The sequence below is a fragment of the Pseudomonas sp. C8002 genome (assembly GCF_013385765.1).
Classification (GTDB): Bacteria; Pseudomonadota; Gammaproteobacteria; order Pseudomonadales; family Pseudomonadaceae; genus Aquipseudomonas.
In genome coordinates, this window is sequence record NZ_JACAPJ010000012.1 from 487,484 (window position 1) to 508,667 (window position 21,184).

General features: G+C 58.5%; 15 protein-coding genes. 8 read left to right on the top strand and 7 right to left on the bottom strand.

Annotated elements, in window-relative coordinates:
* Positions 1 to 6: 6 nt before the first annotated feature.
* From HX814_RS20040 to yaaA, 4 genes are all read right to left on the bottom strand, one after another.
* Positions 7 to 1,176, bottom strand: coding sequence for an alginate biosynthesis protein Alg44 (locus HX814_RS20040; RefSeq protein WP_003216292.1), 1,170 nt, complete (start codon positions 1,174 to 1,176; stop codon positions 7 to 9).
* A gap of 36 nt (positions 1,177 to 1,212) precedes the next feature.
* Positions 1,213 to 2,694 carry a mannuronan synthase gene (gene alg8 / locus HX814_RS20045; protein ID WP_003216294.1) on the bottom strand — a complete coding sequence of 494 codons (1,482 nt, stop codon included), beginning with the start codon at positions 2,692 to 2,694 and terminating at the stop codon, positions 1,213 to 1,215.
* An 84-nt stretch (positions 2,695 to 2,778) separates the two neighbouring features.
* On the bottom strand, positions 2,779 to 4,095 hold the full coding sequence (locus HX814_RS20050) for a nucleotide sugar dehydrogenase (protein WP_003216295.1): 1,317 nt from the start codon (positions 4,093 to 4,095) through the stop codon (positions 2,779 to 2,781).
* Between the two features lie 867 nt (positions 4,096 to 4,962).
* Complete coding sequence (gene yaaA / locus HX814_RS20055) at positions 4,963 to 5,742, bottom strand: peroxide stress protein YaaA (protein ID WP_102606060.1); 780 nt, start codon at positions 5,740 to 5,742, stop codon at positions 4,963 to 4,965.
* A 295-nt stretch (positions 5,743 to 6,037) separates the two neighbouring features.
* Between yaaA and HX814_RS20060 the strand changes: the two genes are divergently transcribed.
* The 5 genes from HX814_RS20060 to moaE all read left to right on the top strand — a co-directional run bounded on the left by HX814_RS20060 (position 6,038) and on the right by moaE (position 10,235).
* On the top strand, positions 6,038 to 7,162 hold the full coding sequence (locus tag HX814_RS20060) for a polysaccharide deacetylase family protein (RefSeq protein ID WP_177008755.1): 1,125 nt from the start codon (positions 6,038 to 6,040) through the stop codon (positions 7,160 to 7,162).
* A gap of 349 nt (positions 7,163 to 7,511) precedes the next feature.
* Positions 7,512 to 8,906, top strand: coding sequence for a PhoH family protein (locus tag HX814_RS20065; RefSeq protein WP_008435664.1), 1,395 nt, complete (start codon positions 7,512 to 7,514; stop codon positions 8,904 to 8,906).
* A gap of 164 nt (positions 8,907 to 9,070) precedes the next feature.
* Positions 9,071 to 9,544, top strand: a complete 474-nt coding sequence (gene moaC, locus HX814_RS20070) for a cyclic pyranopterin monophosphate synthase MoaC (protein ID WP_008435663.1) — start codon at positions 9,071 to 9,073, stop codon at positions 9,542 to 9,544.
* Positions 9,541 to 9,783, top strand: coding sequence for a molybdopterin converting factor subunit 1 (gene moaD, locus HX814_RS20075; protein WP_003216306.1), 243 nt, complete (start codon positions 9,541 to 9,543; stop codon positions 9,781 to 9,783). Before moaC ends, moaD begins: the two co-directional genes overlap by 4 nt.
* A gap of 2 nt (positions 9,784 to 9,785) precedes the next feature.
* Positions 9,786 to 10,235 (top strand): molybdopterin synthase catalytic subunit MoaE, encoded by a 450-nt coding sequence (moaE, locus tag HX814_RS20080; RefSeq protein ID WP_003216307.1) that lies wholly within the window; start codon positions 9,786 to 9,788, stop codon positions 10,233 to 10,235.
* 67 nt (positions 10,236 to 10,302) lie between these two features.
* Here moaE and HX814_RS20085 read toward each other — a convergent pair whose 3' ends face one another.
* Complete coding sequence (locus tag HX814_RS20085; RefSeq protein WP_177008756.1) at positions 10,303 to 11,439, bottom strand: FAD-binding oxidoreductase; 1,137 nt, start codon at positions 11,437 to 11,439, stop codon at positions 10,303 to 10,305.
* Positions 11,440 to 11,693: 254 nt separating this feature from the next.
* Here HX814_RS20085 and HX814_RS20090 point away from each other — a divergent pair, with 254 nt between their 5' ends.
* Complete coding sequence (locus HX814_RS20090) at positions 11,694 to 12,719, top strand: hypothetical protein (protein WP_032899432.1); 1,026 nt, start codon at positions 11,694 to 11,696, stop codon at positions 12,717 to 12,719.
* A 46-nt stretch (positions 12,720 to 12,765) separates the two neighbouring features.
* On the top strand, positions 12,766 to 17,541 hold the full coding sequence (locus HX814_RS20095; protein ID WP_177008757.1) for an RHS repeat domain-containing protein: 4,776 nt from the start codon (positions 12,766 to 12,768) through the stop codon (positions 17,539 to 17,541).
* Positions 17,542 to 17,552: 11 nt separating this feature from the next.
* On the opposite strand, the gene rhlB is transcribed toward HX814_RS20095, so the two are convergent.
* On the bottom strand, positions 17,553 to 19,040 hold the full coding sequence (gene rhlB, locus HX814_RS20100) for an ATP-dependent RNA helicase RhlB (protein ID WP_032899430.1): 1,488 nt from the start codon (positions 19,038 to 19,040) through the stop codon (positions 17,553 to 17,555).
* 96 nt (positions 19,041 to 19,136) lie between these two features.
* Positions 19,137 to 19,793 (bottom strand): alpha/beta hydrolase, encoded by a 657-nt coding sequence (locus HX814_RS20105; RefSeq protein WP_003216319.1) that lies wholly within the window; start codon positions 19,791 to 19,793, stop codon positions 19,137 to 19,139.
* 347 nt (positions 19,794 to 20,140) lie between these two features.
* On the opposite strand from HX814_RS20105, the gene HX814_RS20110 reads away from it, so the two are divergent.
* Entirely contained in the window at positions 20,141 to 21,172 is a 1,032-nt protein-coding gene (locus HX814_RS20110) for an amino acid ABC transporter substrate-binding protein (RefSeq protein WP_003216321.1), read from the top strand.
* Positions 21,173 to 21,184 lie beyond the last annotated feature (12 nt).

Sequence of the window (21,184 nt, forward strand, 5' to 3'; positions counted from 1 at the left end):
CTCTGCTTACAGACCGTTGGCCATGGCTTTGTCGATCAGCCAGTTCAGGGACGGGCCGCGATCGCTGGTCACTTCAACCGGGCGACCGGCGTAGGTGCTGTCCAGCGGGGCATCGGGTTTGATCTGCACGCGGATGTCGGAGGACATTTCGCTGCTGTTCAGGCTGGTGCTGCTGACGATGGTGCCGGTGCGTACCTGCTCTTCATCCGCTACCTGGAAGTTCACGCGGGTGCCCGGGCGAACGTCGGCAAACTGGCGATAGGAGAAGCGCGCATCAACGTTGGCCTGGCTGCCGCGTGGCACCAGTTGGAAGATCACGTCGCCCTTGCTGGCGTACTGACCGTCGGCGACCAGTTGCTGGGCCACGACGCAGTCGCACGGGGAGGTGAGGGTGCCGGTCATTTGCTTGCCGAACAGCTCTTCGACCTTGGCCGGTTGCAGCTGGTCTTCGTCCAGATGGCCCTTGAGTACGTCGAGCATGCTGGTGCTGAAGGTTGCCAATGGCGCGCCTTTGGCGGCGACCGCATCGCCTTTGATCAGGCTTTGCACGGTGCCATCGCGGGGCATGGTCACGTTCATCCCGGGCACGCTCACCAGGCCGGAGGTGGCGTGGCTGACGAAGTACATGCCGTACACCGATTTGACCACGAAGCCGAATGCCGCCAGGCCCACCACGAAGATCCCGAGGCTGAAAGTCACGGCCCGCAGGCGGCCACCGACGCTCATGTTGCTGCCGCCGTCCTTGACCTTGCGCGCCTTGGTGAAGTTGTCGCGTTGCAGGGTTGCCAGCACGTCACCCATGGTCACGATGTCACCGGCCAGGTGCGAGGTGATCAGGTGGCGCAGGGTGGAGATGTCTTGTGCATCGAGGTTCTGGAACTGGCAACCGGTGCGGCCGGTCTGGCGGTCGTAGGAGCGAATCTGCAGCTCGACGTCCATCGCCAGGCCCAGGTTGTCGATCACGAACTGCAAGCGACCCTTGTGCACATCGCCGACTTTCAGCGGCTGCTGCGGGGCGTTGAAGGCCAGGCCGCCGGCTGACAGGTCGATCACCCGCACTTCCATCGGTGTTTGATCGGCGCCGAAGAAGCGCAGCTTGGCCGGGATTTTGACCCGGGCGTGTTGGCGCTGGGCTTCGGATTCGTGGACAACGTTGGCGTTTACTGGGCTATTCATGGTGTTTAGTTCCTAGTTAATTCAGGCTTGGCAGGGTCAAACCATCATCAGCAACACGGCGACGAAAATGCTGCCGGCGGAGAAGGTCATGGTCCGAGACGACCAGGTGTTGAACCAACGTTGAAAGCTGGCCAAATCGCGGGTCAGTTTGGTGTCCTGGCGGGTCCAGGACTGTTGATCAAGGCGGAAGAACACGTAGATCTTCACCAGCGCGCCCATGATCTGGTTGTAATAGAGAATCACCGGGTAAGCCGGGCCGATCTTGTGGCCGGAGCACGACAGCAGCAGGGTCAGAATCAGGCGGGTGATGCCGATCCACAGCAGGTAGGCGAGGATGAACGCGCCGCCGTATTTGAAGGTGGCGATGATCGCCACGGTCAGCCCCAGCAGGGAGGTCCACATCGACACGCGTTGATCAAACAGCACGATGCTGGTGAACAGGCCCAGGCGACGCATACCCAGGCCCAGGGCACGTGAGTTCTGGCGCAGGTTGTTGCCGTACCAGCGGAACATCAGTTTGCGGCTGGCCTTGATAAAGCTCTTTTCCGGCGGGTGTTCCACGGTGTGGATCGCGGCGTCCGGTACGTAGAAAGTGTCGTAGCCCAGGCGCATCAGGCTGAACCAGCTGGACTTGTCGTCACCGGTCAAAAACTTGAAGCGGCCCAGGCGCCAGTGTTGCAGCGAGTCGCTTTCCACATCGGCAATGAAGCCCGGGTCGGTGACCACGTTGGCGCGGAATACCGACATGCGGCCGGTCATGGTCAGCACGCGTTTGGACAGGGCCATGGAGCACATGTTGATGTGGCGCTGGGCGAAGCGCAGCTTGTGCCACTCGCTCATGATGTAGCCGCCGCGCACTTCGCAGAACTCGTTGGTGGTCAGGCCGCCGACATTGCCGAACAGCTGGAACCACGGCACGGTCTTGCGCACTACGCCCTCGGCGAGCACGGTGTCGCCATCGATCACGGCCACTACGGCGCGGTTGTCCGGCAGGTGGCGGGAGATGGCGCGAAAACCGAAGGCCAGGCCGTCACGCTTGCCGGTACCGGCGATGCGCACGAAGTCCAGCTTGACGTGGTCGGGCGGGTTCATCCTGGCCCACAGGCTCTTGACCAGCAGCTCATCGGACATTTCCACCAGGGAGCAGACCACGGTGGTAGGGAAGCCACATTCGATGGCCTCGCGGATCACCGAGCTGTAGACCTGGGCCGTGGTCAGCGCGTCGATCCGAAAGCTGGTAACCATCAGGAATACGTGGGACGGGTCTGCTGCCTTGCCCAGCTTGCGCACTTTGCGCCGCAGGTGCGGGTAGACCACGTACAGGAACAGCATGCCGCGAAAGAAATGCGTAGCACCCATCGAGTAGCGCCAGATACCGACGGCGCCAATCAGGAAAATAAAATTCTTCGACTCTGAGTCGAACGTACTCGCCGGCAACAGCAGGGCGAGTCCCATCAGCAGGCTCAGGAAAAACAGCCAGCCGGCAGATTGGAGGAGTACGTGTTTTAACTTGGACATAGGCGTCATTCCGCAGGTGAAGGAGGCTTCAAGCAGCAAGCGCCGGGGATCAGGACGCTTGCCGCTTGAAACTTGCCGTTGCTGTTACCAGCAAATGCCTTCGGTACGGCCGCTCACGCTGGTGGCCTTGGACATGAAGCCCACCAGGTCGACCACTTGCTTGCCGTGGGGGGCGTTGTGCGCCAGGGCACGGAACTTCTCGTCGCGGTTGCCCAGGATGATCACGTCGGAGTTGTTGATCACTTCGTCGAAGTCCGAGTTGAGCAGGGACGACACGTGAGGGATCTTGCCTTCGATGTAGTCCTTGTTGGCGCCGTGCACGCGAGCGTATTCGACGTTGCTGTCGTAGATGCTCAGGTCGAAACCCTTGCCGATCAGCATCTCTGCCAGTTCCACCAGCGGGCTTTCGCGCAGGTCATCGGTGCCGGCCTTGAAGCTCAGGCCCAGCAGGGCGACTTTGCGTTTGTCGTGGCTGGAAACGATGTCGAAAGCGTTTTGCACCTGGGACTCGTTGCTGCGCATCAGCGAGTTGAGCAGCGGCGCATCCACGTCGAGGGAGCCGGCGCGGTACGTCAGGGCGCGCACGTCCTTGGGCAGGCAGGAACCGCCGAAGGCAAAGCCCGGGCGCATGTAGTACTGGGACAGGTTGAGGGTCTTGTCCTGGCAGACCACTTCCATCACTTCGCGACCGTCGACACCCACCGCCTTGGCGATGTTGCCGATCTCGTTGGCGAAGGTCACTTTGGTCGCATGCCAGACGTTGCAGGTGTACTTGATCATCTCGGCGACGGCGATGTCCTTGCGGATGATCGGCGCGTCGAGTTCTTCGTACAGCGACTGCAGAACATCGCCGGAAGCGGTGTCGAATTCACCGATGACGGTCATCGGCGGCAGGTCGTAGTCGGCGATGGCGGTGCTTTCACGCAGGAACTCAGGGTTTACGGCGACGCCGAAGTCGACGCCGGCTTTCTTGCCCGAGCAGTCTTCGAGAATCGGAATCACCACATTGGCCACGGTACCTGGCAGCACGGTGCTGCGGACCACGATGGTGTGACGGGAGGTCTTGTCACGCAGGACAAAACCGATCTCGCGGCACACCGATTCGATGTAGTTGAGTTCCAGGTCGCCGTTCTTCTTGCTCGGCGTGCCGACGCAAATCATCGACAGGTCGGTATCACGGATTGCCTCGGCGAAATTGGTGGTGCCGCGCAGTCGGCCGGTTTGAACGCCCTGGCTTAACAGCTCGCCCAGACCCGGTTCAACGATGGGGGATTTACCCGCGTTGATCAGGTCGATCTTTTCCTTGGAGATGTCTACGCCAACGACCTCATGGCCCCGTGCAGACAGACAACCGGCACATACCGCGCCGACGTAACCCAAACCAAATATGCTGATGCGCATCGCATTTACCTCATTGTTAATCGTGCCACTAGATGGCCGGAGTTCATGTTTGAAGCGTCACCCAGGCACTGGGAAGTGCGACGAATAAACGTCGGTATATCCAGTGCAGGCATACTAAAAGTCGAGTGACTAACTAATGCACTCAAGTTGTGCGCAACTTGGCCTTATTGTTGGGGCTTGCCCTGAAATGCAGCCAGCCTTCCTGGGGAAGGGCCTGGCGCCAGTGCCGCAAGGCGTTGACAGGGGCTTTGAGCCCTTATATATCAACGGCTTGGGTTGTCTCACTGACCCATACAGGTGAGCTCAGCCTTGGCCTTGTCGGAGAAAGTAGTGAAACCTTTGCGTCCGCCTTCAACTAATCAGTTGATGATTTGACCATTGAGTCAAAGTTATATGACAACTTTGCTACTTCCCTTGGTCGCCACGTAAGTCATCTCTTACATCTTCAGAGATAATCGTTACCGGTGGTATGAGCGGTGCTTTAGGACATAGTTCCTGTCCACTCATCCTGTTTCCGGAAATTTCTTGAAATATTAGGAAAGATGGCACTAGTACTATTCTGATAGCACTTGCTATTTAGGCCAGTAGTTGCGGGGAGTTGCGAGGGGTAAATAGTTTTGTGCCACTACTGTTTTAAAAAAGTGGTGCCACTACGAAAAAAATTGACGAATGTCGAGTGAAATAAATGTTAGGGAATCTGAAGAATTATTTTTGACGCCAAATAAATGACGAATTCGGAATTGGAATGCAAACAAAATGTGGGAGCGGGCTTGCTCGCGAAAGCGGCGTGTCAGGCAATAAAGGCATCGACTGAACCACCGCTTTCGCGAGCAAGCCCGCTCCCACATTTGGATCTTCGTTGTCAGGTTATTCCGGTGCGTGATCGCGCAGGAACACCAGGTTATCCGGCTTCGACTGCTCCGCATTGAAGCGATAACCCTGCACGTCAAACTCCTTGAGTCGGGCCGGGTCGTTGATGCGTTCTTCAATCACAAAGCGGCTCATCATGCCCCGGGCCTTCTTGGCGTAGAAGCTGATGATCTTGTACTGGCCGTTTTTCAGATCCTTGAACTCGGTGTTGATGATCCGCGCTTTCAATGCCGGGCGTTTGACTGCCGAGAAGTACTCGTTGGACGCGAGGTTGAGCAGCACGTCATCGCCTTGTTCGGCCAGGGCTTCGTTGAGCCACTCGCTGATGCGGGTGCCCCAGAAAGCGTACAGGTCCTTGCCACGGGCGTTGGGCAGTTTGGTGCCCATTTCGAGGCGGTACGGCATCATCAGGTCCAGCGGCCGCAGCAGGCCGTACAGGCCGGAGAGCATGCGCAGGTGGTCCTGGGCGTAGGTGAAGTCGGCGTCCTTGAGGGTTTCGGCGTTGAGGCCGGTGTAGACGTCGCCCTTGAATGCCAGCAGGGCTTGTTTGGCGTTGGCGGGGGTGAAGGCGGGGGTCCAGCTGCCGAAGCGTGCGGCGTTGAGGCCGCCGATTTTGTCGGAGACGTGCATCAGTTCGCTGATTTGCGCCGGGCTGAGTTCGCGCAGTTGTTCGATCAGCTCCTGGGAGTGGTCGAGGTATTGCGGTTGGGTGAAGCGCGGGGTGACCGGCTTTGACTCGAAATCGAGGGTTTTGGCGGGGGAAATCACCGTCAGCATGAAGTCGTCTCCTTTAATCGTGGGGGGATTCTAGGGGGTAGGGCGGTTTGACTCCACCTATGATGGTGATAGATAGCTGTGCGGTCGTTGGGGGGGCATATCCGTTTCTGCGGTTACGGCGGCTTATGGTTTCGCTCTTACAGCGAGTCACTTTGCAAAAGCGTTCAAAAGTAAGCCGCTGTAAGAGCGGAACCAATACAAGCCATCACTCAAATAACGCATATACACACCAACCCAATAGCGCCCCCACACGATCGGCTATAGTGCCCGACGACTCTGGAAAGGGAGACCCTTCGTGCGAATTGCGCTTTTACTGTCAGCCTGGCTCATCTGCCTGGGCGCCCAAGCCGCCCCCGTGGATGTCGCAACCCTGGACCGCGGCACCTGGCCCGAACGCCTCAGCAGCCCCGCCCTGTTCGACGTCGCCTCACGCGCAGAAATCCTGATGTTCGCCCACACCCTGCTCGCCAGCGAATCCCTCGACGAGCCCGCCCTCAAGCAGCGCCTGGGCCTGAAGATCATCAACCAGGCCTCGATCGACGACCTGCGCCGTCAACTCTGGCAACGGCTACTGGAAAACTACACCTTCGCCCAACAGAGCTGCGAACAGGACGCCTCCTTCTGCTACCTGGTGGAAAACATGGACGACCTGCGCGAACAAGCCGCCAAATTCGAAGTCAGCGACAACTCCTTCTATATAGGCTGGGCCGGCCCCAGCCGCGCATTCCACGAACGCTACCTGGATGAACAGTTGCGCAAGGCCGCCCTGTTCCCCCAGATCAGCAGCGAAATCGCGCGCTTCGGCGACCACGAGCGCAACGGCGACGAACTCAACGACCGGATGTTCCTGCTGACCTTCGACAGCGGACCGTCCCCGGTCAGCGGCAATACCGACTGGCTCGCCGACTACCTGCGCAAACAGAAAATGCACAGCCTCTTCTTCGTGCTGGGCAACAGCCTGCAAACCCGCGTCGAGAAAAGCTCGGCCACCGGTGTGCAGGCGCTGTACCAGGGCCAGTGCGTCGGCATCCAGGGCTGGCAGTACCGCTCCCATAGCCATTGGGTCGACTGGCAGTCGTCCATCACTCGCAGCGCCTCCCTGGCGCAAAACCTGATGCCGGAAAACTACCTGCCGCTGTTCCGCCCGCCGTACGGTCAGCGCCGGTCCGACAGCCAGGGATTTTTCCAGTCACAAGGGCTGCAAGTGGCCTTGTGGGACATCGACTCGGAAGACGAACCCGGCAAGCTCAAGGCTGATGAGTCGGCGAACCGCGTGCTCACACTGATGCTGTTGTGGCGGCGCGGGGTGATCGTCTTCCACGACACCCAGGACAAGGCGCGCATCGCTTTACCCTGGCTTTTACACGCCACGGCAGAAAGTGGACTCGGCTGGCAGGATTGCCGCGAAGCGTTTCGCTGAAAAAGCACGAAAAGCCCGGCCCTGTTGGGGCTGAGGTTTTTCAGGGGGGAATTTGGGAGGTATTTCGATACAGGCGGACTTCCGACTTTAACGGTGCAATGCCGGCGCGCCTAGTGCTATTCGTCATCCTGAAAAATAAACTTCAAAAAAGCGTCAAAGTGCTTTTTCCTGTCATGTGTTTTGCGGTATTACGAAGACAGACAGCCGAAACCTGCAACACAGGTGGCGTCTTCCAAGACACCTCTTGTGTGCACCGCACTTGACGCCCCTCAAGTGCGTTCGACGGTCGAATCGAGGCGCAGCACTGTCGCGGTATTGCGTCGACTGGCTCCCACAAAGGTGACCGAGTATGGATGATCATGGACGTAACCCTTCTTCCGACCAGCCAATCCTTTATGTGCTTGATACCAATGTACTGATTCACGATCCAAACGCACTGCTCAACTTCGAAGAACACCACGTCGCCATCCCGATGATCGTGCTTGAGGAGCTCGACAAACTCAAAAGCGGGCACCACAGCGTTGCCGCCGAATGCCGCCAGGCCATCCGCCTGATCGACAAGACCCTCGGCGAAGCCTCCCCCGACGACGTCGAGGTGGGCGTACCGATCCAGCGTGGCAAAGGCGGGCCCAAGGGCTTGCTGTCGATTCTGATGAACAAGCGCAGCGAGCCCAACAGCTTGCTGCCGGAGAATCTGAACGACAACAAAATCATCAACCAATTGATCGACCTGCACGCACGCGACAAGGATCTGCGCCTGGTGCTGGTGACCAAAGACATCAATATGCGCCTCAAGGCACGAGCGTGTGGGATCGCTGCCGAGGACTACAGTACCGACCAACTGGTTGACGACGTGTCGATGCTGTCTCGTGGTTATCACACCATGACCGGCTCGTTCTGGGATCGCGTCAGCAAGGTCGAAACCCGTCAGGACCATGGCCGCACCTGGCACCAGGTACAGCTGATCGACAACCTGCCGGCTGTGCACATCAACGAATTCATCATCGACGAACAGGGTTTTGTGGGCTGGATCAAAGAGATCCAGGTCGACAAGCTGCTGATCCTCGACCTGCATCAGGAACCCCTGTTGCACCAGGAAGCCTGGGGCCTGAAACCGCGTGATATCTACCAGAGCCTGGCGCTGTATGCCTTGCTTGATCCGGACATCCACCTGGTCAACCTGACCGGCGCCGCAGGTTCGGGGAAAACCATCCTCGCCCTGGCCGCCGCCATCGAACAGACCATGGTTACCAAACGCTATCGCCGCATCATCGCCACCCGCAGCGTGCAGGGCCTGGACCAGGAAATCGGTTTCCTGCCCGGCACCGAAGCGGAAAAAATGGAGCCGTGGCTGGGGGCGATCACCGACAACCTCGAAGCCTTGCACATGGATGACGAAAACACCCATGGCAGCGTCGATTACATCCTCAGCAAAGTGCCGTTGCAGTTCAAATCCCTCAACTACATTCGAGGTCGCAGCTTCCAGCAGAGCCTGATTTTGATCGATGAATGCCAGAACCTCACGCCGCACCAGATGAAAACCATCATCACCCGAGCCGGCGCCGGTTCCAAAGTGGTGTGCCTGGGCAACCTGGCACAGATCGACACCCCTTACCTGTCCGCGACCAGCTCCGGGCTGACTTACCTGACGGAACGCTTCAAGGACTTCCCGAACGGCGTGCACATCGCCTTGCAAGGTGTCCCTCGTTCGATTCTGGCCGAATACGCCGAATCTCACCTGTAACCACGGTCAATGTGGGAGCTGGCTTGCCTGCGATAGCATCACCTCGGTGTAACTGACATACCGAGGTGCCTGCATCGCGGGCAAGCCCGACTCCCACAAAAGCCAGCTCCCACATTTGATCGGCGTTGGGTTTACAATCGGAGCTCCTGATCAGGAGTATCCCTGTGCTGACTCATCTCGATTCCCAAGGTCGCGCCCACATGGTCGACGTCACTGAAAAAGCCGTGACGTTCCGTGAAGCCGTGGCCGAAGCGCGGGTGCGCATGTTGCCCGAGACCCTGAAAATGATTGTCGACGGCGCCCACCCCAAGGGCGACGTGTTTGCCGTGGCCCGTATCGCCGGGATCCAGGCCGCAAAAAAAACCAGTGATCTGATTCCCCTGTGCCACCCGTTGATGCTCACCGGGGTCAAGGTCGAGCTCAGTGCCGATGGCCTGGACGCGGTGCGCATCGTCGCCCGCTGCAAACTCTCCGGGCAGACCGGCGTGGAGATGGAAGCGTTGACCGCGGCCAGTGTTGCCGCCCTGACGATCTACGACATGTGCAAGGCCGTGGACCGTGGCATGACCATCGAAACCATTCGGCTGCTGGAGAAACTCGGCGGCAAGAGCGGGCATTTCAAGGCGGACCAGGCATGAGCATCAACGTACTGTTTTTTGCGCGCTACAGCGAAGCGATTGGCCTGGACTCCCTGGAGATGGAAGGTGACTTCGCGACGGTCGACGCTGTACGCCAGGCATTGGCCGGTGACCCGGAATTCGCAGTGCTCAATGAGGCCAGCCTGATGTGCGCTCGTAACCAGGAACTGTGCGACCTTGAAGAGCCGCTGCAAGCTGGCGACGAAGTGGCATTCTTCCCGCCCGTGACCGGAGGCTGACCATGGCGATTCGGGTGCAGGCCGAGGCGTTTGATCCCGGCGCCGAGGTCAATGCGATGCATGCGGCCAATGTGGGCGTAGGCGCGGTGGTGAGTTTTGTCGGCTATGTGCGCGACTTCAATGATGGCCTGGATGTGGCGGGGATGTTCCTCGAACACTACCCGGGCATGACTGAAAAGGCTCTCGGCAAAATCGTCGTGGAGGCCGAGCAACGCTGGCCGCTGCTCAAGCTGGAAGTGTTGCATCGCATTGGCGCCCTGGAGCCGGGTGAGCCGATCGTGTTTGTTGCGGCGGCCAGCGCCCATCGTCAGGCCGCGTTCGATGCCTGCGCCTTTGTGATGGACTACCTGAAGACGCGGGCTCCGTTCTGGAAGAAGGAAAACACCAGCGAAGGGCCACGCTGGGTGGAAGGGCGCGACAGCGATCACGCAGCCGCTGACCGCTGGAAATAACGTGTGGCGAGGGAGCTTGCTGTGGGAGGGAGCTCCCTCCCCACAGCAAGCTCCCCCGCCACACAGGTCAGGTCGAGGCGTGCAGCCGGTGTGGAGAAAGCATCGCTTCGGTCAACCCGAACGCCGCCAATGCATCCGGCAAAGGCTTGCCGCGCACCAGCGCCGCACTGGCCTGGCCCATCGCCGGAGACGTCTGGATCCCGTAGCCGCCCTGAGCCGCAATCCAGAATAATCCCTCCACCTGTGGATCGAACCCGCAGACCAGATCACCATCGCTGACGAAACTGCGCAGCCCGGCCCAGGTCCGCGCAGGTCGGCGGATACTCAGGGTGGTGGCTTCTTCGATGTGATAGATCCCCGTGGCGATGTCCAGCTCTTCCGGTTGCACATCGTGGGGCTCCACCGGGTCGGCATTGGCCGGTGAGCCGAGGAACATGCCCGCGTCGGGTTTCATATAGAACGAACCATCGAGGGCCGCCAGCTCCGGCCATGCGTGGATGTTCAGCTCGGCGGGTGGAGAGAAGACGAACGCGCTGCGACGTTTGGGTTGCAGGCCGATTTTCTGTGCACCGGCCAACTCGCCGATATGGTCGGCCCAGGCGCCGGCGGCGTTGATGATCACCGGGGCGCTGAAGTGTTGTTGGGCCGTGCGCACTTGCCAGAGTCCCTGACCGTCACGGGTCAGTTTCTGCACCTCACTGTCGATGTGGATTTCTCCGCCATTGCGCCGAATGCCGCGCAGGTAACCTTGATAGAGCGCATCGGTATCGATGTCACACACGGTCGGGTCGTAGATCCCGCCATGGACTTTTTCCCGGCGCAGGATCGGCATCATGGCCATCGACTCCTCGACGTCGAGCAGTCGCGTTTCTGGCACAAGGGCTTTGGCACTCAGGTACTGGCGCTGCAACTCACCGGGGTCGCCAATCAAGTCCACCAGCAATTCGCCCCGTGGGGTGAGCAATGGGTGTTCGGCAAAGCCTGCGGGCGGCTGATCGAAGAAGGCGCGGCTGCCCAGCGTCAGCGCGCGGACCTGGGGCGTGCCATAGGCGGCGATGTACAGGGCGGCGGAACGGCCGGTGGAGTGGTAACCCGGCATCGACTCGCGTTCCAGCACGATGACGCGGGCATGGTGTGACAGCCAGTAGCCGGCGGATGCGCCGGCGATGCCACCGCCGATGATGAGGTAGTCGGCCTGGTTCATGTGTTCCTCCTGGATTTGAAAATGCTGAAACCAAATGTGCAGGCTTGCTTGCTCCCCCACAAGCCCGCTTTCACATTTATATTCAGCCTGGCGATAAAGCAGGAAATCGCTATTTCCTTTTGACCTGAAAATTCCGGAAAAACTGTTATTTCTAACAGTAGGCGGTCCCTTCTATAAAGCGCTTACTTGCATCAGGCCGGTACAAGATGTGGCGTTGATGATAACTGTTCTCTATGTTGGATAAGGAGAAGGAAATGAAAGCGGAAGATCCCAATGTTCGTTTAAAAACGTTTGATATTGAATTCCCTCGCGATGGTGGCAATGTAGTTAATAATGAGGTGTATCTGGGTGGCAAACAGCAATGTCAAGTCAATATAATTGTCCAAAAGGAGAGGAGAAACGCTGAAGGTATATGGGAGCTGGCAGCCTTTGAGGCGACGGAGCTTGAAAGTGCCACGGTGGTTGAGTATTCCACAAACCCAGAAGCGACAATTCCGGCCGGATGGTATTGTGATACAAAAAGGAACGAATTTAACATGGGTCGGTGGTCGGGGGTGCTTGAGGAACCCAGCATGGCTACAGCCCCTTCTAACCCTATTATTCAGCCGATGCCCGGTATTGGTCCGCTCGAAAATGAGAAGCGATACCTGAGGTGTGATCTGAGATCAACTGGTAATCAGCAGTTTATGGCAAAAATTACGGTGGGACGTAAAACATATACAACCAATATGGAGAGAGATAATGTTAATTATCAATCATCTGTCACTGTTAAGTGTCAAGAGCCCTATACATTGTCTGCTGAGCGGCTCGATCATTGGGCTGATACCGACGCCTTTTCAGTGCAGGGTGTGGATGTGGATATTTATTATTGGACGCCACCCCTTGGGTTGAGATTTGTCGAGAATATACCTCCGACTGATCCCGTAAAATTAAAAGATCCATCTGTTCAGGGGGATCACTTTGATATTTACTACACTCGGGACATTGGGCACGGTATTAGACAGATCGGCGGTGTCATACGGGGTAATACTGTTGGAAACATCACAATGAATAGCCTGCTGAAAAAATCTTCAGGGGGAAATGAACTAATTCCTGCGAACAAGCGCAATACCATCATGCGTGCTGCGCGAGTCAAGGCCTGGTTAAATAACCCCAACACCGATCAACAAGGGGCCAGTATTTGGACAATGGTCGATAGTTATGGCTGCTCGCATCACTATTACCTGACCGAGACCGACAATTACAATGTGATGGTGCTGCGCGCCACTTCAAAACCCTGACGTTCCAGGCATTTCATCCCCTCTCCAAGTGCGAAGCGGTGGACCTATGGACATCTATTCGAACGCGTTTAATTTCAGTGCCCACCTCGGCGGTTCGGTTGACCTGCGTACCGGGCAGTATGGGTGTCTGGTTCGTTTGGCAGTCTTGAGCCCAAAAGGGCCGTTAGAGATCAGCCGAGAGATTGCCTTGGCGTTCTCGATGATGGATACCCGCAACAGTGGCTACGGTAAAGGCTGGAGCTTGTCGAATACCGAATTTGACCCGAACAGCTTCAAGCTTACGCTACTCAACGGTGAACAATATCTAACCCAAGGGCTGCCCTCCGTAGGGGACAATGCTGTTATTACCGACCATAAGTTGAAGGACCTCACCATAAAACGGGTTGCGCAAAATACGCTGCACGTAATTTACAAGGATGGCACTGTCGAAATCCTGCGTCCCCTCAGCATTCCCGGTCCCTATAAGATCAGTGCCATCCAGTTCGAAAATGGCGAGCGGCTGACCTTCCGGTATGGCGGTAATAACTTATTGCAGAGCATTGTTGACGATAAAGAAACCGACCTGTTGATGTTGAAGTATTCCGCCGGATCGCTGGTAACCGCCGATACACTAATTGATGGTAATCGTTATGCCCGTACGCGATTTGAATATACTCATATCGACAATCAACTGACCAAGGTCACGGTTCCTTATGACTTGGCCGGGCCAGTCGCAAGTGAGGCCTATTCGTTTCAGTACCTCAGGTTGCCTGATGCAATGGTAGCTATTTCGCAGGTTATGACACCCATGGGGGGGCAGGAGATAATTCGGTATAACTCAAATGGGCATCAATACGATGCCCGTTTGTATATTCCGGTCGTCACCTACTGGGAGCAAAACCCCGGACGCGGGCAGCCCTCTGTCGTCCGCTCTTATAACTACAGTCCCAACCGTAACTTCACGGGATATCCTCTTAATGGCGGATTTCGCCAGGGCCAGGATAATTTGTATCGGGTGGATAGCGAGTACGCTTATTGGGCGGAAGAAACTTACGTTGATAATAATGGCAAGCCCCTGCGGTCTACCCGCGCCACTTATAATCGTTTTCACCTGTTGACTGAGGAATTAATGCTAGCCAATGGCAGCCAGGTCAAAACCGAGACTGTCTACAATGAAGTTCGGGGCGTCCAGTTTCCAAATCAGCCCGCCAATCTCCAACTTCCGAGCCGCATCACCAAGACCTTTGAGCTGTATCCCCAGGGTGGCAAACCCCCAAGGGCGGAAGTGGTCAGTATCACCACCGATGACTTCGGCAACGAACTAAGCCGCACCGAGGCCTCCGGCGTACGCACCGAATACACTTATTACCCGGTGACCGGCGAGCCCCGAAGATGCCCTGCCGACCCCCATGGACTCTTTCAACGTTACCTGAAGCTGGAAAAGCTTTTCCCGGCCAGATCGACCACTGCGGCTCGGACCACTGAACATTCCCACACCGACGTCTCGATAACGGGGGGCGGCTACTTCGTCATGCCGCTTGCCATCAACCTTGAAGGGGGCACCCATACGTCTTATACCTATCATTCTGTGGCCGCCAACACCGCCCTGCATGGTCGCTTGAAAAGCTCCACGACGACGATCGACAAACTCTCTCTGGTCTCCGATTTCACCTGCACCTTCAATGGCGACTCGATCACCGAAGTCCGGAGCTTGAAGGGGCGTGAGCCTGGTCAATGGCTCGAGTCCGCGCGCACGTGGTCACTGACCAATCAGCGTCTGCTCGACATGACACGTGATGCCGTCGGCAGCCTGGCGATGACGTACGATGTCAGTGGGCGGCTGACATCGGAAACCGCCGCGCCAGGCACGCTCCAGATGGCCCGACGTCGTTATGCCTATCACTTTTCGGCCGGGGCCAAGATGGCCCATTTGGTCACCACGGATGCACAAGGCACCGTGCTCTTCACGTATTTCGATGGCATGGGACGCCAGCTCTCTGCTGCGCAATCGCTTGATGGCATCGCGGACAATGACAGGCTTCTGGGTTCCTGGGCGTACGACGCACTCGGGCGGCTCGTGAAGCAAACCCGTCTGGATTATCTGGGTGATGGGCCGCGTACATTGAAAACCAGCCACGCCTATAACATTTGGGGCAACCCGTGGACGGTAACTCAACCCGATGGTCGGGTATTGATCGATGAATATGACCCGCTCCTCAACCGCCGGGTGACGGGGGTGCAAGGTGACGCGCAACTGGAAACCTGGTTCAACGAACACAATCAACCGGCACGGGTTGAGCGGGTGAGCGTTGGCGGTGCGCGCATTGTGGTGGAAACCCGTACTTATGACGGGCTGGGCCGCTGCACGGAGCGCATCGATGCCAGGAAGACCAAGACTGAATACGCCTATGACATTTTTGATCGTGTGGTGCGCAGCCTGGAAACCCCCTCCGACGGAACGCCGCCCCGTGAGCGGTTGACGACGTATGCGCTTGGCACCAGCGAGCCAATGGTGCGCACCCTCACCGTAGACAGCAAGCTGCTTGGCACGCGTGAATACGACAGCCTGGGCCGCGTCATTTCCCAAGCGCGTGGCAACGCAACAGCCACGACCTGGGAGTACAAGCCCAACCAGGTTGCGCCAGTGGCGGTGACTTCGCCGCGCGGTGACCGCCAGGAGTACCGGTATGACCTCGAGCTGGAAACATTGACGGGCGTCCAGATGGCAGGGCATGCGCCGATAGACCTTGAGTACGACCCCATCAGTGGCGCGATGCGACAATCCCTTACAGCCGGGCTCAAGCATGAGATGAGTTACGACGAGAACGGCTATCTCGCCAAGGAAGTTCAGACGCTGGGCAGTCAGGCATTGACTAGCCTGACCAGCTACTCACCGGGTGGGCGGCTGTTGCGGCATACCTCGGCGGATGGGCAGCGCAGTGACCTGAAATATGACCTGTTCGGACGCCTGCAACAGACAACCACCGGTTTTATCGGCACGATCCAGGCTTACGACAGCCTGGGGCGCCCATCGGCGCGAACCCTCAGTTACCAATTCATGCGTCTTACCGACTCGGTAGCCTATGACGCATGGGGGCGTGAGTCAGAACGTAAGCTGGATCAGTTCGGTGCGCTACTGCAGAACATCGTCAGCACCTATTACGACGATGGCCTGCTGGCCACTCGCACGTTGAAAGATGCGAATGACGTCGTGGTCACGGGCGAGACGTTCACTTACGATGGTTATTCGCGGCTCAAATCCTATGTGTGCGACGGCACGCAATTCCCCATGGATCGATTGGGTCGGGCGATCAAGCAGCAGCATTTCAGTTACGACGGTCTCGATAATATGACCGAAGTGCAGACGACATTTACCGATGGCGGTAGCGACCGTAGCGAGCGTTTTTTCCAGGGTCAAGATCCTGCTTGCCTGACGCGCGTAACCCACACTAACCCGGTGCAAAACCAGACCCTGAGCTATGACGCCTCCGGTAATTTGCAGCAGGGCACCTCCAGCCGCAGCTTTGCGTACAACGGTTTTGACCAGCTCACTGGTGTGCAGGTCGACGCCCTCAGGTACAGCTATCAATACGACGGCGAGGCACGCCAGGTGCTTGCTGCGCGAGGCAACGAAGCCCCCGTGATGCTGGCCTATGCCGGGGATCGGCTCGACACGCTGGTGGAGGGCAGTAAACGGGTGCATTACGTGCGCGACGGCGACCAGGTGCTGGCCTACCGTGATCACGGTAATCGCGAGCAACTACTGGTCAATGACGGCGCTGGCAGTGTCCGCGGTGTGGTGGCGCCGGGCATGGAGCAGGTGCGCCGGCAGTACGCGCCCTACGGTGACGCCAGGATCGCCTTGGCAGATGGCACGCCTCCTTCGATGGTCCATCTGCAACTGCCCGCATACAATGGCGAACGGCTGGACGTACCGGTCAACCTCTATCACCTGGGTAATGGGCGCCGTGCCTATGATCCCGAACTCATGGTGTTTCTCTCTCCTGATCCCCTCAGTCCTTTTGACGAGGGCGGGATCAACAGCTACGCCTACTGTGGCGGTGACCCGGTGAATTGGTCGGACCCCAGCGGCCTCTTCAGTTTTCCAACATGGGCCCGGTGGGCACTGACCGGTGTTGCACTGGGCATGTCGGTGGTCACCGCTGGGCTTGCAACTGCGGGCTTGCTCGCTGCCATCGGCGCTCAAGCCGCGGCACTGACCATTGCCGGCAAGAGCGCGCTGTTGGTAGCCTCAGGCGCGGCCTCGGTAGGTGGGACGTTGGGGATTGCCGCACTGAGCGTTGAGGCGGTCGACAATCAGATGGGCTGGGATCGCTCCAGTCAAATCAACGTCCTGAACTGGGCATCGCTGACCTTTTCAGCGGTGGGTGTCGCGGCCAGTTTAGGGGGCGCAGGCATAGCGGCGACGGGCGCTTCCCGGGCGGTTGAAGTCGCCGCAAGCCCGGCGGTCCGAAGCTTCAGTCTATTGAGTTCCCAAGCAAGGGCCGGATTGCAGGCCGCTGGCAAGTTGCTGACCGGTGCTTCTTACAAGTTCTTCAATGACATTACGCTGCCAAGCCAAGCCTGGGGGGTGACGCGTTTTGGCTTGCGCGTGGTCAATCTGTACCGCTCGGTCGACGGTCGGATCAGAAAGCGCCAGCCGGCAGCCCCTATCGGGGGCGATGCCGAGAACTTGCAGCAGCCACTGGGGCAGCCGCAACCCCAGCCTCAGGCCCATCGCCTTGTCGATATGTCGGGCAGCAGCTTCACTTTCCATGAGGCCTTTTCGCAGGAGGCCTCGCGTGTTCGCCAACCCATCCTGGCCGAATGGAATTCGGCCTGAGGCTTTCCAGCTTAAGGGCGCTTGCGCTCCACCGGACGCAACAGATGCGTCGGCGGCGTTTCGCAACTGATCTTGCGGCCCAGCAAGGTTTCGATCGACGGCAACTGATACGAGTCGTCTTCACCGGCAAAGCTGATGGACACGCCCGCCGCGCCCGCGCGGCCGGTACGGCCAATCCGGTGCACGTAGTCGTCCGGCACTTCCGGCAGGGTGAAGTTGATCACGTGGCTGATGCCATCGATATGAATCCCGCGCCCGGCCACGTCGGTGGCCACCAGCACGCGAATCTTGCCTTCGCGGAAACCTTCCAGGGTCTTGATGCGCTTGTGCTGCGGCACGTCGCCGGACAGTTGCGCGGCATTCACGCCATCACGCACCAGGCGTTCTTCGATGCGGCGCACTTCGTCCTTGCGGTTGGCAAACACCATGACCCGCTCCCAACCGTTGTCGTTGACCAGGTTGTAGAGCAGCTTGTATTTGTCGGCACCGGCCACGGCATAGATATGCTGTTCGACGTTCTCGCTGGCGACGTTGAGTGCCTCGATCTCGACGATGGACGGGTCGGTGGTCCACTGCTTGGCGAGGTTCATCACGTCTTCGGTGAAGGTCGCGGAGAACAGCAGGGTCTGGCGCTCGTTCTTCGGCGGGGTCTGGCGAATGATCTGACGCACTTGCGGGATGAAGCCCATGTCGAGCATGCGGTCGGCTTCGTCCAGCACCATCACTTCGACCATGTCCAGGTGCACGTCGCCGCGCTGGTTGAAGTCCAGCAAGCGCCCCGGCGTGGCCACCAGGATGTCGCAGTGGCGCGCTTCCAGGTGCTTGAGCTGCTTGTCGAAGTCCATCCCGCCAACAAACGTCATCACGTTGAGGCCGGTGTACTTGGTCAGGTCGGCGGCGTCCTTGGCGATCTGTACCACCAGCTCCCGGGTCGGGGCGATGATCAGTGCGCGGGGTTCACCCATGTAGCGCTCTTTTGGCGGTGGGGTCTGCAACAACTGCGTAATGATCGAGATCAGGAAAGCAGCGGTCTTGCCGGTACCGGTCTGGGCGCGACCGATGGCGTCTTTGCCGGCGAGGGTGAAGCCCAGCACTTGCGCCTGGATCGGCGTGCAGTACGGGAAACCCAGGTCCTGGATGGCGTGCATCAGTTCCGGGGCGAGCTTGAAATCATGAAAGCGGGTTTTGCCTTCCTGGGGTTCGACGGCGAAGTCTTCCAGTTTCCAGGGAATAACCACAGGTTTGGGCGCGCGTTCACGGCGCGGCTTCTCCTGGCGTGGCTCCTGGCGTGGTTGGTCGGCGGCTGGCTCTTCAGCGACGTTAACCGTGGCGGGTGTGGTCACCGGCTCTTTTTTTGGCGAGGCTACAGGTGCGGTCCGGCCAGGCTGCTGGCCGTCATTGCGGCTGCCTTGAACGTGGGCGGGGGCACTGGAACCTGGCGCGAGCTGCTCAGCCTCGCTTTTACCGAACATCTTCTTGAGTGCTTTGAGCACGGTCATCTCATCAATTGGTTAAGGAATGTACGCCGGCCAGTGTAATGCAAGAATCGGGCGCGGCGTAGTGCGTTGGTCATGCGGCTACACAATGGGCGGTTTTCAGCCCAGGCGGGCGGCCAACCAGTCACCGATATCGTGTATCTCCTGGGGTAACACTTCGTGGCCCATTGGGTATTCCTGCCATGCAACGGTGACACCGCGCGACTTCAAATGCTCATAGGCGCTGCGACCCATGGCGTTCTGCACCACGTCGTCGTATTGGCCGTGCAGGCACAGCGCCGGAATCCGTTGCTGGCTCGCCGACAATTCGAGTTCGTCACCGAAAGTGGGCGCGTAGGTGGAAAGGGCGATCACGCCACCCAAGGCGCCCTGCCATTTCAGGAACGCGGTGTGGAACACCACGGCGCCCCCCTGGGAAAAACCGGCGAGGAAAATCCGCGAGGCGTCTATCCCGCTGCTTTTTTGTTCCTTGATCAGGTCGGTAACCATTTTTGCCGAGGCTTCCAGCTCTTCAACACTGATGGAACGCGCCGGGCTCATGGCCTTGATGTCGTACCAGCTCGGCATCTCGTAGCCGCCATTGATGGTCACCGGGCGTGTCGGCGCCTGGGGCAGGACAAAGCGCGTCGACAGGAGTTTTTCCTGCAGGGCTTCGGCCACGGGCAGGAAGTCGTAGCGATCGGCACCCAGGCCATGCAACCAGATTACGCAGGCGTCTGCGGGCTTGGCGGGCTGAAGAATCAAGGGTTCGGTCATGTCTGCTCCATATATGTGCGTGCGCTCCGATTGAGTGCGTCGGAACGGTGCGCGACGGGTTGATCTGTTAAGAGAATGTCGCAAGGTTGAATCTTTTGCTCTTGACCATGGGCTGAAACGACTCAGCCATCAGTCTGGTACGGGGCTTGCTATATGAAACCCGATGTCAAGGCTCACCCCAGGCGGTAACACTATCAGTGACTGGCGCCTGTGGGATAGCAACTGGACTTAAAGCAAAAACCTCATGCTGTTTGACCCCAAAAAAAGCCAACACGGGTCGATGTCGCCTCATAAGGGTGCGGTGGGGTTTGAGCTCCGACACAACAAGAGCAAAACTGGAGGTTTGAATGAAGGTATTGAAATCCACCCTGGCCATCGTGACCGCGGCTACCGTACTGGGTGTCAGTGGTTTCGCCCAGGCTGGCGCCACTCTGGATGCCGTGCAGAAGAAAGGCTTTGTGCAGTGTGGCGTGAGCGACGGTCTGCCGGGCTTCTCGGTGCCGGACGCCAGCGGCAAGATCCTTGGGATCGACGCTGACGTGTGCCGTGCTGTTGCCGCTGCCGTATTCGGCGACGCAACCAAGGTCAAATTCAGCCAGTTGAATGCCAAGGAGCGTTTCACCGCGCTTCAGTCTGGCGAAGTCGACATCCTGTCGCGCAACACCACCATGACCAGCTCCCGCGATGCCGGCATGGGCCTGAAATTCCCGGGCTTCATCACCTACTACGACGGTGTTGGTTTCCTGGTGAACAACAAGCTGGGCGTGAAAAGTGCCAAGGAACTGGACGGTGCAACCATCTGCATCCAGGCCGGTACCACCACTGAGCTGAACGTTTCCGACTACTTCCGCGCCAACAACCTGAAGTACACCCCGATCACGTTCGACACCTCCGATGAAAGCGCCAAGTCGCTGGAATCCGGTCGTTGCGACGTACTGACCTCCGACAAGTCCCAGCTCTACGCACAGCGCAGCAAGCTGGCTTCGCCGAAAGACTACGTGGTACTGCCGGAAACCATTTCCAAAGAACCACTGGGCCCTGTCGTGCGTAACGGCGACGACGAGTGGCTGGCCATCGTGCGCTGGGTTGGCTACGCCATGCTCAACGCCGAAGAAGCCGGTATCACCTCCAAAAACGTCGAAGCTGAAGCCAAGTCCACCAAGAACCCGGACGTTGCCCGTCTGCTGGGTGCTGACGGCGAATACGGCAAAGACCTGAAAGTGAAGAAAGACTGGGTCGTACAGATCGTCAAGCAGGTCGGTAACTACGGCGAAGTGTTCGAGAAAAACCTCGGCAAGAGCACGCCTCTGGAAATCGATCGTGGCCTGAACGCTCTGTGGACCAACGGTGGCATTCAATACGCACCACCTGTGCGCTGATCGCTGATGGTT